This is a genomic window from uncultured Mucilaginibacter sp. (assembly GCF_903893715.1).
Classification (GTDB): Bacteria; Bacteroidota; Bacteroidia; order Sphingobacteriales; family Sphingobacteriaceae; genus Mucilaginibacter.
Map to the genome: position 1 here is coordinate 1 of NZ_CAITNG010000054.1, position 12,363 is coordinate 12,363.

The 12,363-nt window shown below is 44.2% G+C and carries 11 protein-coding genes; 5 read left to right on the forward strand and 6 right to left on the reverse strand.

The window, feature by feature from the left end; genetic code table 11:
* Nucleotides 1-79: 79 nt before the first annotated feature.
* A complete protein-coding gene (locus QZX97_RS07205; RefSeq protein ID WP_295651812.1) occupies nucleotides 80-604 on the reverse strand; it encodes a hypothetical protein in 525 nt (174 codons plus the stop codon).
* 552 nt (nucleotides 605-1,156) lie between these two features.
* Here QZX97_RS07205 and QZX97_RS07210 point away from each other — a divergent pair.
* A complete protein-coding gene (locus QZX97_RS07210) occupies nucleotides 1,157-1,306 on the forward strand; it encodes a hypothetical protein (RefSeq protein WP_295651810.1) in 150 nt (49 codons plus the stop codon).
* A gap of 55 nt (nucleotides 1,307-1,361) precedes the next feature.
* On the opposite strand, the gene priA is transcribed toward QZX97_RS07210, so the two are convergent.
* Both priA and QZX97_RS07220 read right to left on the reverse strand, forming a co-directional pair.
* Nucleotides 1,362-3,845, reverse strand: a complete 2,484-nt coding sequence (gene priA, locus QZX97_RS07215; protein WP_295651808.1) for a primosomal protein N' — start codon at nucleotides 3,843-3,845, stop codon at nucleotides 1,362-1,364.
* A complete protein-coding gene (locus QZX97_RS07220; protein WP_295651806.1) occupies nucleotides 3,846-4,232 on the reverse strand; it encodes a DUF423 domain-containing protein in 387 nt (128 codons plus the stop codon).
* An 83-nt stretch (nucleotides 4,233-4,315) separates the two neighbouring features.
* Between QZX97_RS07220 and QZX97_RS07225 the strand changes: the two genes are divergently transcribed.
* Entirely contained in the window at nucleotides 4,316-5,935 is a 1,620-nt protein-coding gene (locus tag QZX97_RS07225; protein ID WP_295651804.1) for a hypothetical protein, read from the forward strand.
* A 26-nt stretch (nucleotides 5,936-5,961) separates the two neighbouring features.
* Here QZX97_RS07225 and QZX97_RS07230 read toward each other — a convergent pair whose 3' ends face one another.
* Nucleotides 5,962-6,528 carry a hypothetical protein gene (locus QZX97_RS07230; RefSeq protein WP_295651802.1) on the reverse strand — a complete coding sequence of 189 codons (567 nt, stop codon included), beginning with the start codon at nucleotides 6,526-6,528 and terminating at the stop codon, nucleotides 5,962-5,964.
* 88 nt (nucleotides 6,529-6,616) lie between these two features.
* Between QZX97_RS07230 and QZX97_RS07235 the strand changes: the two genes are divergently transcribed.
* Nucleotides 6,617-7,108 carry an HAD family hydrolase gene (locus tag QZX97_RS07235; protein ID WP_295651801.1) on the forward strand — a complete coding sequence of 164 codons (492 nt, stop codon included), beginning with the start codon at nucleotides 6,617-6,619 and terminating at the stop codon, nucleotides 7,106-7,108.
* 115 nt (nucleotides 7,109-7,223) lie between these two features.
* Here the strand turns inward: QZX97_RS07235 and QZX97_RS07240 are convergent, their stop codons facing one another.
* Nucleotides 7,224-8,816, reverse strand: a complete 1,593-nt coding sequence (locus tag QZX97_RS07240; RefSeq protein ID WP_295651799.1) for a L,D-transpeptidase family protein — start codon at nucleotides 8,814-8,816, stop codon at nucleotides 7,224-7,226.
* Between the two features lie 70 nt (nucleotides 8,817-8,886).
* On the reverse strand, nucleotides 8,887-9,495 hold the full coding sequence (locus QZX97_RS07245) for a hypothetical protein (RefSeq protein WP_295651798.1): 609 nt from the start codon (nucleotides 9,493-9,495) through the stop codon (nucleotides 8,887-8,889).
* Between the two features lie 77 nt (nucleotides 9,496-9,572).
* On the opposite strand from QZX97_RS07245, the gene QZX97_RS07250 reads away from it, so the two are divergent.
* Nucleotides 9,573-11,681 (forward strand): ComEC/Rec2 family competence protein, encoded by a 2,109-nt coding sequence (locus QZX97_RS07250; RefSeq protein ID WP_295651796.1) that lies wholly within the window; start codon nucleotides 9,573-9,575, stop codon nucleotides 11,679-11,681.
* 24 nt (nucleotides 11,682-11,705) lie between these two features.
* Complete coding sequence (locus QZX97_RS07255; protein ID WP_295651794.1) at nucleotides 11,706-12,353, forward strand: hypothetical protein; 648 nt, start codon at nucleotides 11,706-11,708, stop codon at nucleotides 12,351-12,353.
* The last annotated feature ends 10 nt before the right edge of the window (nucleotides 12,354-12,363 follow it).

The window sequence follows — 12,363 nt, forward strand, 5'->3', positions numbered from 1 at the left end:
AAAAGAAGGCAGCGTTGTAAACCTCGAATTTGATATTATAGGAAAATATGTTGCACGTTTGATGCAACGTTAGTACCGCTCAATAGTCGCTGTAAACAATGCGGGTTACTTTTCCACTATCGCTTAAATCGTACTCTAAATATTGATTGGTGGTCAGGTCGGCGTCTTTTACATCCAATAACGCGGTATTTTGCAATATCTTATAGTGTGGCAATTCACTGCTCGATGTACCAATGGCCATATATTTATGTAAGCTGCCCAAACTAACTTTATACTTGTGCGATGTGATCTCAAAATCGGTCAGTCTATCGCGTACAAAGTAAAATTTGGCCCCGTTATAGTTTAAAACAGTGCCCTGCTTATAACTTGCCTGCGATGAAAAAGAACTCTCCTGTTTCGGTTCGCCAAGCGCGTTGATCACTGCCGATTTAGTTGCGCCTATCTTCAAGCTGTTGTTACCGGCAGGAAGTTTTATTTCGACATCCTTAATGTCGATGCTGTTTTTTGGAAAAAATACATTTTTGATACCGAGCACAGCGCTCACGATAACGAATAAAATCGCTATCCCCAACACGATATATTTTTCTGTATGATGTTTCCTCATAGCACTCATCTTTAGTACGCAAAATGCCAATTCATTTAACGTATGATATAAAATTAGCGAAAAGGTTTAAAAAAGATGAACATTTGATTGTAATTCTTTATAAAAACATACGAATTGGTAGGTGCTATACCTTTTGCATTCAAGGCATTAAAAAGGGTAACTCCGGTTTGCGACTGCTTCCAAACGAGCCCTTAAGATGGGTAATTATGGGTGTCTTATCAAAAAATGCAGACACTTCATTGCAATTTTGATAATCTTATACCCATAAGTCCATTAGCGAAGTGCGCGGTGGCTTATGGGCAAAATTCAAAGAACAAGTATAACTTGCGCCTGCTAGTAGCGGGTGTTTGACATGGACTTGTCCGTTAACCAACGGACAACCCTTCCCCGATCCGTATGGGTAAATATGGGTGTTTTTTTTTAAAAATGTTTTTAAATTCACTAATCACATCTGCCCACTAACAATTCCATACAATATAAGAAAAATTGTCGGGATTTGGAAATAATCGCTCTTCATTTTTTAATTTTAGGACTCCAGATAGCCGCGAAAAAATGAAAGACCAGGAATCCAATCACATCGGTAAATTAACCGACCCCGAAAAAGAAGAGTTAATGTTGGCTTACGATGAAAGTTTTGATGAGGCCAACCTGATAAGCCATGAGCTTGTAAAAAAGCAGCATGAAAAATGGCTAAAAAAATAGTCTGTCTCCCAAAGATTTGACAACTCTTAAAGAGTTGTCAAATCTAAGCCCTAATCTAATACGGGTCCACATCCGGCTGCACCACACACCCTTTGCTCAGCTTAGTGGTTTGGAATTGTAGCAGCACCTCCTGCAATATCGCTTTCACTTTGGTGATGGATACCGTATCCTTCTCAAACTTGAGCATAATGCTTTTGATATAATAATTGCGGATGCGGTTGATGAGCGGAAACTCGGGGCCTATCACCCTGTCGGCAAAGTGCTTGCGCAGTTCGGTGGCGATGTATTCGGCCTGTACGTATAGTTTTTCGGGCTCTTTGTGCTTGATGTTCAGTTCGATGATGCGGTAAAACGGCGGGTATTTAAAAGCTTTCCGCTCTTCCATTTCGGTATTGTATAGGTCGGCATAATCATTAGCGATGACCTGTTTGATGACCCGGTGACCCGGTTCATAGGTTTGTATCACCACTTTGCCTTGCTTGCCCCTGCGCCCCGCCCTGCCGCTCACCTGCGCCAGTAACTGAAAGCTACGTTCGTTGGCGCGGTAGTCGGGGTATTTGAGCAAGCTATCCGCATTGATGATGCCGATCACGGTAATATCCGGGAAATCCAAACCCTTGGCCACCATTTGCGTCCCGACCAAAATGTCTATCTTCTTTTCCTCAATATCGTTCAAAATATTCTGGAAAGCCATTTTCGAGCGGGTGGTATCTAAGTCCATGCGGGTAATGCGGGCGTTAGGCAGCAGCATGCTCAGTTCGTCTTCCACCTTTTCAGTACCAAAACCTTTTTGCTCCAGTTGCGCTGAGCCACAGGCCGGGCAAACCGATGGCGTATCTTCTTTAAAGCCGCAATAATGGCAGTGCAGTTTGCCGCTGCTTTTATGGTAGGTGAGCGTAACATCGCAATTGATGCATTTGGGCGAGTAGGCGCAGGTTTTGCATAGGATAACCGGCGCATAACCCCTGCGGTTTTGAAACAGGATGACCTGCTCCTTTTTCTCCAACGCGACTTGTATATCGGCCATCAGCACGCTGGTAAAGTGCGATTGCATGGTTTTGTTCTTTGTTTCCTGGGTAATGCTTACTACCTCGATTTGGGGAAGCTCCACACCGCCAAAGCGTTCATTCAATTCTACCAATCCATATTTATCGGTTTGGGCGTTGTAATAAGATTCGAAAGACGGCGTTGCCGAACCCAACAGCACTTTGGCCCGGTGTACATGGCCTAAGTAAATGGCCGCGTCGCGGGCGTTATAGCGCGGCGCAGGGTCGAACTGTTTGTACGAGCTTTCGTGTTCTTCGTCGACGATAATGAGCCCCAAATCCTCAAAAGGCAAAAATACCGACGATCGTGCACCAAGCACAATCCTGAACTCGCCCTTCAGCACCTTTTGCCAAACCTCTACCCGCTCGTTATCGTTAAACCGCGAATGGTACACGCCAATGATATTGCCAAAATACCGGCGCAGCCGTTCGATGATATGTGTGGTCAACGCTATTTCGGGTAGCAGGTACAGCACCTGCCGGTCATTCGCCAGCATTTGCTCAATGAGACGGATATACACCTGCGTTTTGCCCGACGAGGTTACGCCGTGTAGCAGCACCACATCCTTTTGCTCAAATTTTGCTTTGATATCGCTTAATGCTGTTTGCTGTATCTCGCTTAGTGTAAAGCCATCGCTCAATTCGTCGTCCTCAGCATACAGGCGGCTCACCACCTTTTCGTCGGCAATTAAAATATCTTTATCAATTAAAGCTTTGATGGCGCTTGCCCCTGCCCCGCTGGCTTCGGTCAATTCGTTTTTGGAGATGAGTTTTTGCTTGCGCGACAGGTGGATATAAGCCAATACCGCATCGGCTTGTTTGGGTGCACGCTCTAAAATAGTAAGCAGTTCGCGCATTTGCTCCGGGTTATTATACACCGGGTTAAGCGATAAAAATGTACGCTTACGCGGCTTGTACCTGTCGCTCACTTCTTCGGATATATGGATGATATTCTTCTCGAACAAGCCCTTCAATATCGGCATCACCGTTTTTTGTCCTAACAGTTTAGCCACATCGCTCACGGTGAGTTCGGGCTGCATATCCAGCGCGTCAACAATTAAAAACTCTTTCTCGTGCAGGCTTTCCTTATCGTATTCAAAACCTTTGTTCAATACAATTTTGGTCTCGCTGGCCAGTTTCAATGCCGATGGCAATGCCGCATTCATCACCTCGCCTGTATTGCACAGGTAATAATCGGCTATCCATTTCCAAAACTGTAGTTGGGTGGTATGCACGATGGGCCGGTCGTCCAAAATATCGATGATGTACTTGGCCTCGTATTTTTGGGGTGCCTGATTTCCAATCGACGCGATGATGGCGGTGTACAACTTGCTTTTGCCAAACTGCACCACAACCCTTTTGCCCACCTCAACATCGCTATTCATATCGTAAGGCACGCGATAGGTATAGTTTTTGGCTATCGCCAGGGGCAATATCACCTCAACAAAAAGGGTTTCCCTTTCTACATGTATTGGATCGGCAAGGTGGAGCATTTACTTGTTTCTAAATCCGGCTACAGCTAATGTAACCCATCCGGCCATAAATAGCAAGCCGCCTATGGGCGTAATTGGGCCCATAATACTCAACCAGCTCCAGCCCAGCACATCGCGGCAAGCCAACAGGTACAACGAACCCGAAAAAAACACGATACCAAACGAGAACAGGTAAAACGTGCTGTTGATGATTTTGCTTTTAAATCTGGAGAATGTGGATAGGAACAATAGAGCAAAAACATGGTAAAACTGGTATTGCACGGCGGTGTGCCATACCTCCAATTGCTGCGGGCTTAACACGGCTTTTAAGGCATGCGCGCCAAAGGCCCCGGCCATAACTGCCAGCATCCCGAAAAGGGAAGCGGTAACGATAATTTTTTTATTCATGATGAATTTGCGCTAAGTTAATAAGTTGAAAAGAATTACTTAGGTAAGGCCCCACAAAAATATACTTTTGTAAAAATACATCCATGATACGCAACCTGATCATTACCCTGATATTGTTGATCGCCGCTATCGGGATATCGGTTACTTATTTCAGGAATTTAAATCCGCCCGGCCAACGCTCGGGCAAGGTGATGAACAACATCCCCCTTGATGCCACACTGGTTTTTGAATACAAAAACGACGACAGTTTTTACGATATTTTTAAGGGCAATTCGCTGCTTACCAACCTTATCGGCAATGACCGCACCACCGAACTGCAAGAACTAAAAGCCCACCTGCTTGACAATGAACTGTTAAAACCATTGCTGGATGGCAGCAGTATTTTTATATCATTGCACCCGCAGCCCGGCAACGGGGCCTTGGATTTTCTGATCACCGCATCGGGTAACGACAAGTTATCGGGGTATATCGACAAACTATTGCAAAGGCCCGATAGTACCGGGATGGTAATCAGACCGCTCAATATAGCCGGCAAACCGGGTTTTAACATTTACCTTAACGGGATAAAACGCAACCTGTTTTTAGTTGCCGATGGCGATAATACCGTTTCGGCAAGTTTTTCGCAGCATTTGGTGGAAGAAGCAGTTGCTTACCGCGAAAAGAAACACGAACAGGTTTTCGCGCAACTGTCAGACCAGCAGAACGAAAACTCGGTAGCCAACCTGTATGTTAACTATCTGCAATTGGCGCCCCTGTTCGATGCGCTTTTCATCAACAAAAACGGCGATATCTTCCGTACGTTTAAAACCCTGCCCGCCTTTGGCGCGCTAACGCTTAACTACAAAAACGACGCCCTGATGTTCAACGGTATAAGCAAGGTGCAGGGGGCGGATACCAAAAGCTATATGGGCCTGTTCCGTTACCAGCAACCGCAGGAAAACCATTTAAAGGATATCTTCCCGGCCACAACTGCTTATAGCATCAACTTTGCCGTTTCCGACGCGGTAAAGTACGAAAACAACCTCTTTCAATGGCAGGTGGCCAATGGTTACAGCATCGAAAAAGGCGCTTTGTTCAGTCGCGTAAAAAAAGAGACCGGCGTTGAACTGACCAAAGCTTTTATGGATATGCTGGGACCCGAGTTCGCGGTCATCACCACCAAATACCAGGAAAAAATAGGCTTGGTGAAGATAAAGAACGGTTTACAGTTTAGGCCCTATATGGTGAACATCAGTAAAATGGCCACCGAAGATATGGGGCAATTCAACTACGATAAACTGCCTTTTTACCTGTTGGGCGATGCCTTCAGCATCTTCCGCCGACCTTATTTTATGGTAGTTGATAATTACCTGATGCTCTGCAACTCGGAAGTAGGTTTAAAAGAATACTACAGCAATTACACCGCAGGCAAATTTTTAACCAAAGACGAAGAGTACCGCAATTTCGACAATATACAGGCCGAGCGCAGCAATGTGTCTTTCTATATCAACTTTAAAAATGCCCTGCAGCTCCTCAAAACCGACCTGAAGCCCCAATATGCCCAAGCCTTTGATACCGACAAAGGCGGATGGAACACCTACTACGGCGCCGCCTTCCAGTTCACAGCATCCGAAAACAACTTTTACACCAATTTTTACATGCAGGTAAAAAAACCGGATAGCTTGAAGGTCAAGGTGGTGGATAGTTTGAATATGCCGTTGTGATTTAAGGGAATCGAGAGGAATTGACCTTATTTTTTAGACAATATCCTGAATTCTGAGATTACTTTGTTGGCTTCGTCAAAAAGAGCCAACCATTCAGAATTCCCTTGTTCTATATCCTTCATTTCTTCACTATGTGAAAATATACCGGTAGTTGTCAAAAGATAAAACACTATTGCACCATTTTTGGGGAGGTCTGTCGAGTCGCTTTTAGCTGTCTTATTTAAATAATCCTGTGCTTTATTTACAAATAGCTTGGTCGCGCGATTTACATTTTCATGTTGACCGCCGCCTATAAAACCACCACCGTTACTAAAATACATACTGGCATCGCCTGTACAATAAGACACCATAGTAACTATTGCACCACTCATTTGCCATTCCATTATTATCCCAAATGCTAAAGTTTCATTCTTCGAAAGTGATAAGCCTAATTTTTCGGGTGTCATCTCAAAAGCCATATTTCTAAGACCCAAATATCCATCTTGTGCAGATTGTTGCGATGCCGTGTTGGGATGGTTACTAGTTACACCCTTTTTTGAAAAAATCAGCTTGGATATTATTATCACCAATGCTATAATAAGTACGTAAATCATCGTATACTCTAATTCAGATTATAAACTTACGATATTTCTACTATTGCCGATACAAACCCCAACAACTATTTCCTATTTTCGCCCCAATATGTCAGCAAAAAATAAAGCAGTTTTTTTAGACCGCGACGGTGTTTTGAACAAAGAATTAGGCGATTATGTTTGCCGTGTAGAAGATTTTGAAGTGCTCGATAATTTTGAAGCCTTAAAAACTTTGCAGGACCGTGGTTACCTGCTCATTGTAGCCACCAACCAGGGCGGCCTGGCTAAAGGCTGGTACACCGAGGCTGACCTCGCCAAAATGCACCAACACCTGCGCGACACCTACAAAGCCCACGGCGTTGAGTTCACCGATATCTTCTACTGCCCGCACCACCCCGATTTTACTGGCGACTGCGATTGCCGCAAACCAAAACCGGGCCTGCTGCTGCAAGGCATCGCCAAATATAATATTGACCCGGCCCTATCCTATTTCATTGGCGACCGTGAGCGGGATATGGTCGCGGGAGCTGCTGCAGGTGTTACAGGTATTTTGGTGGATAGCGACCAGCCGATAAGTTCTGTCTTAAACTTAATCAAATAACAAACGGGTCATGCCGAACTTGTTTCGGCATCTCACGCGCTAAGTAACGAACTATTCGTCGCGGGCATACCTTTCTGATGAGGTGCTGAAACAAGTTCAGCATGACTTATCTTTTTTATCTCCCCAAGTACTTACCCATCGCCTTTTCCAGATCGGCATCCATGCGGTACAGGTCGTAATAAAAAACTGGTTTTCCGTTTTCGTCGGGCAGGCAGGTATAATAGTCGATAAACAGCTGCACCGTTTTATTTAAGCTCACAAATTTTGATTGCAGCTCGAAGCCGGGTGCTGCGCGCTTGGCCAATAGTTTGGCATATCTTGCTTTCTTGGTGGTATCCTTCGGCGCGAGGCCAACCTCCATACGTATATTGTCCATTTTGGTGGTATCTCCCATCAGCATGGTGGCCAGCATCAGGGGGTCCTGCACGCGTACACAGCCGTGGCTAACCGCCCGCCAGTTGCTTAGAAATGCTTTTTTGTTGGGGGTATCGTGCAGGTAAATGCTGTTATCGTTATCAAAAATAAACTTGAACTTACCCAGCGCGTTAATTTCGCTGGCATCCTGTTTAAAGGTGTACGGGATGTGCTCCCGGTTTATTTTGGCCCATTTAATGGTATCCGGGTCGCCCACCTCTACCCCGTTATAATACACCCTGATGTTGTTGTTCTGAAAGTAGTTCGGATTCTTTTGCGCGGCGTAGTATATCTCGTTTTGGGCAATGCTTTCGGGTATGCGCCAGGTGGGGTTCAGCTGTATGGTGTTGATATAGCTGGTTATTACAGGCGTTTGGTGGCTGATGGGCTTATCGTCAATTTTTTTTGTTTTGAGGTACACCTTTAGTTTATCCTCATAATCAATGGGGCGAGGTTCGCCTACGCAAACACGCATATTGAGCACGGGCTTACCGTTTTGCAACCATTGCAAATTGTACGATGGGATATTCACAAAAATATATTGACTGTCGCGTTTGGCAATTTGCCAGCGCATGCGCTCCATATTCATCTCAATGGTTTTGATGCGGAACAGCTTGGCACTATCTATGATATTTTTGTTTATCGCCGCCAATGCCTTTTTCAAAGCCAAGTATTCGGGTTTTTGTGGCTGTACCTGTTCCAGGTAACTCACCAGATTTGGGGCATCAAAGGCTTGTTTAAAACTGGCGCTGTCGGGCCGTTTGGGGATAGGTTCGTAGCGGCGGTAAAGGTGGTGCGGGTTTACTACACCAAACTGCAACACGCTCGAATAGTTGAGCAGCGCATTCGCGGTATTAATTTCCAGTTTTGCCAACACCGGGTAAACCTGGCTGATATTGGTAAACTTATTGGCTTGTATGGTATCCAATTGTTTGGCTATGTCGCTGCCGTGAAACATATCGGGGTTCAAGCCATGCTCGCCGGCGCGGCTAAGGTATTGCACCATTTTGCGCAGCTGCCCGTTGGTTAAAAAGTTTTGGGTAAAATGCGGCTCATTGTCATTTTCGGCATAATAGCTCACTATTGCGTCGGCATAATGCAGTTGGGGTTTCGACTGCTCCAGCTGTTTCTTAAACTCAGCGTGGTAGGCTGCCGAATCGTAATCTTTATAAACTTCGTTTTTATATTGCTCGGTGAGCTTGGTGGCAATAACCGGTTTTTGCTTACATGCAACGAAGAACAACACAACCAATAATATACCGGGAAGAGCGTAGCGGGGTATTGTTTTAAACATGCAGTAAGTGGGGCAATAGTTTGTACAAAAGTAATACGGATAATCGGATTAGTTTGTTTTAGTTGAGTAATTATCTGAGTGATGCAATTTTGCCGGCGAACTCAGCTAAAGCAACGCTTCCTACCGGGTCTATTAACCTACTACTATATATAATAAGGTCATTGCCCACTATCTCAATCATCCAATCGGTAGGCATATCCATAACAGCGTTTCGAAAATTCCAATTCATGGCTAACAGCGCCTTGTTTTTATCGTTAGTAACCACATAAAACTTATTGCTAAAGGGCTTGTCATCAGCAAAATCAAGTTCAATCGGGTGTATAAGTTCTGTTATTTTGTCGGCCAGTGTTTCATGGCGTATCAATATCCTACCAAAGTCTTTTTTAAATTTAACAACCGCCCATAACTGTCTTGCGTCTATATGTCTATCACCATATTTGTCGCCAACAGCTATATAGCTAACATTGACTAATATGATGTAGCATCCATTTACAGTTATCTCACCAACAACTTCTGCTTTTTGGTAAAAATTAAAGCAATCGAACTGTTCAGTTGGTATTACAAGTCGGTCTTTTATCGACGAAGATGGATATCTATTGGCAAGTGCAACAAAGGTGCTTTCTAATACCTGTATTTCTTCGGCACGAAGCCCCATAGTCTCGAATGGTAGATTTTTCAATAGTATTTTGTTTATATGGTTTAAATATACTCCAATAATCATTATTTTTATTCGAACCAACCATATCATAATAATTTATGCCCGCCATCAACAAAGCAGAAATACCTTTCGCTTTATTGCTGCTCCCCTTTTTAGCGGGTTTATGCGTGGCGGCATATTTTCCATTAGCAGGATATCGTAACTTACTGTTCGTGCTTTTTGTTGGAATAATGATATTGTTCATCGGCCTAAACCTGGCCTACCAAAAACTGCATATCTACAAAAACCGCTGGCTTGGCGGGACCCTGATGCATGGGCTATTGTTGATTTCGGGTATGATCTGTTTTAACAGCAACCGCGAAATCGACCGTGATGACCATTTTTCTAAACTCAAATCGAAATACCTCATCGCTACCATCAGCAGCGAGCCTAAACTGGACGGCCAAAACCTGCACTTTATCGCAAAGGTTGAGCAAGTGTATCAAAACAATGGTTGGGCACCCGTTAGCGGGCGTCTCCTTATCACGCTAAAAACTGACAGCAACCACCAACCCAGCCTGCATTACGGCGACCAGCTAATACTACCCGCACGCTTTAACGAAATAGAGCGGCCCCAAAACCTCGCCGAGTTTAATTACAAAAGCTACATGGCGCACCAAAATGTTTACCAGCAGGTGTATTTAAATGGTAAACAGGTTGCGGTTGTTGGCCATGCTCAAGGCAACGCGCTCATCGGTTTTGCACAGCGCACCCGGCTGGCGCTGGTGGCCAAAATAAAAGCCAATATGCGCGACACCGATGCCATCGCGGTAGCATCAACCATGCTGTTAGGCTACCGCGCCGACCTGCGCAAGGAAGTACAGCAAACCTACGCCCAAACGGGTACAATGCACCTGCTGTCAGTAGCGGGTATGCATGTGGGGCTGGTTTACCTGTTCATCAGTTTTATACTAAGTTTTTTGACGAAGTTTAAGCATGGCAAACCGGTAAAAATAGTATTGAGTGTTTTGCTCATTTGGTGTTATGCATTAATAACAGGGTTTTCGCCCGCGGTATGTCGCGCTTCGCTCATGCTGAGTGCGATCATCATCGGGCTCGGGTTTAGCCGGCACATCAGCCGGTTGAATCTGCTGGCCGTATCTGCGTTTATCCTGCTATTATATAACCCTTTTTATTTGTTGGATGTAGGCTTCCAGTTGTCGTACATTGCTGTGGGCGGCATCATTATCATACAACCTTATATTTATAAGTGGTTTTTCTTTGGCAACCGCTTTTTAAACGAACTTTGGCTGGTAGGTTCGGTGTCCATCGCGGCGCAAATAGTGTTGTTCCCTATCGGGATGTTTTATTTTCACGATTTCCCGGTTTACTTTTTGGTGAGTAACCTGTTCGTCGTGATACCTTCGGCCATTATCATGTTTGTAGGCATCGTTTACCTGGCGCTGCCAGTTATTCCAATATTGTCATCGGCATTGGCCTGGTTGGTAGAGCATACTGCCCTCATCATGACCAAAACACTTGGCTTTATTGAGCATGCACCATTTGGTAGGGTTGACAAGCTATGGTTAAGCCCATTTGAGGTGATGTTGTGCTATGGCCTTATCATCAGTGTCATTTGCCTTTTCATCTATAAAAACAAAATTTGGTTAAAGGCAGGGTTGAGTTTCGCTTTACTTATCGCGATAAGCATAAGTGTAAAACAGTTTAGCAGCATCAGCACAAATAACATCACTTTTTATAGTGTTGGAAAAAGCACGGCCATATTGGTTCAAAACGGCGATAGCGGCGTTTTACTGACTGACATGAAACCAACGGATAAGAATTTTCATTACTCTGTACAGCCATCTCTTGATAGCATGGGCATAAGTAGATTGGAATATTGTACAACCCATAACGATGCGGCAAATCCTTTTCTGAAAAAAACCGGGAACCTGATACATGCAGGTAACAAAACCGTATTGATTATGGACAAAGCATTTGCAGCGAAATTGTTTCCTCATAAACTAAGCTTAGATTATATTTACCTTTCGGGCAGCCCAAAACTCGATTTGCAATATTTAACCAAAAACTATACCTTTAAAATGCTGATTGCCGGAAACAATAATTCGGCTTACTTTGTAAAAAAAGTAGAAGTTGAGGCATCAGCAGCAAAACTGCCTTTTTTAAATTTAAAGCGTAACAAAGCATTCATCATATCATCTAATTAAAAAAATCACACAAAATCAAAAATCATGAATAGGTTATCCATTAAAAACTTAACCCTCGGTATTGCTCTGGCAGCATGTTCTTTGGCTGCATCTGCACAAACCAATTTTTCGTCGGGGTTAGCCACTTATAGTGTAAATGCAAGGGGCATGGACATCGAGACGAAATGCTATTTTACTCCCGATTCAAGTTCATACTCTTTTCAACAAGGGCCGGCCAAAATCGGACTGATCGGCACTTCAAAAAATGATTTTTTTGCCGTTTTAGTTGATGTGCCTGTGGCAAGCATAAAAAAGGCCGCAATTGCGAACCCGGGCGAATTGGAAGAAGGTGCAAGTATGATACCATCGTACACTTTTACAGCAACTGCCGAAACCAAAAAAATAGGCGACTACAATTGCACGAAATACACCGCTAAGGATGCGAAAGCAAATGCTACTTACGACCTGTGGACTACAACCGACATTAAGATGCCTGCAAACATTGTTTCGAGGCCTTATGCGGGTGCAACCGGAACACCTGTTGTATTTACCGTTGTACAGCAAGGCGTAACACAAGTTGTTACCTTAAAATCAGTTACTGCTGCTAAAGTACCGGCAGATGCCTTCAAAGTACCATCCGATTTCGACAAAATAACCATGGATGACCTGAAAGCAATGAGCGGCGGCCATTAACAATTGGTTA

Excerpts from the sequence above, each read along its gene's own strand:
- priA (WP_295651808.1), bottom strand. The coding sequence starts at position 3,845 with ATGCTCCACCTTGCCGATCCAATACATGTAGAAAGGGAAACCCTTTTT.
- QZX97_RS07205 (WP_295651812.1), bottom strand. The coding sequence starts at position 604 with ATGAGGAAACATCATACAGAAAAATATATCGTGTTGGGGATAGCGATT.
- QZX97_RS07225 (WP_295651804.1), top strand. The coding sequence starts at position 4,316 with ATGATACGCAACCTGATCATTACCCTGATATTGTTGATCGCCGCTATC.
- QZX97_RS07240 (WP_295651799.1), bottom strand. The coding sequence starts at position 8,816 with ATGTTTAAAACAATACCCCGCTACGCTCTTCCCGGTATATTATTGGTT.
- QZX97_RS07230 (WP_295651802.1), bottom strand. The coding sequence starts at position 6,528 with ATGATTTACGTACTTATTATAGCATTGGTGATAATAATATCCAAGCTG.
- QZX97_RS07210 (WP_295651810.1), top strand. The coding sequence starts at position 1,157 with ATGAAAGACCAGGAATCCAATCACATCGGTAAATTAACCGACCCCGAA.
- QZX97_RS07235 (WP_295651801.1), top strand. The coding sequence starts at position 6,617 with ATGTCAGCAAAAAATAAAGCAGTTTTTTTAGACCGCGACGGTGTTTTG.
- QZX97_RS07255 (WP_295651794.1), top strand. The coding sequence starts at position 11,706 with ATGAATAGGTTATCCATTAAAAACTTAACCCTCGGTATTGCTCTGGCA.
- QZX97_RS07250 (WP_295651796.1), top strand. The coding sequence starts at position 9,573 with ATGCCCGCCATCAACAAAGCAGAAATACCTTTCGCTTTATTGCTGCTC.
- QZX97_RS07220 (WP_295651806.1), bottom strand. The coding sequence starts at position 4,232 with ATGAATAAAAAAATTATCGTTACCGCTTCCCTTTTCGGGATGCTGGCA.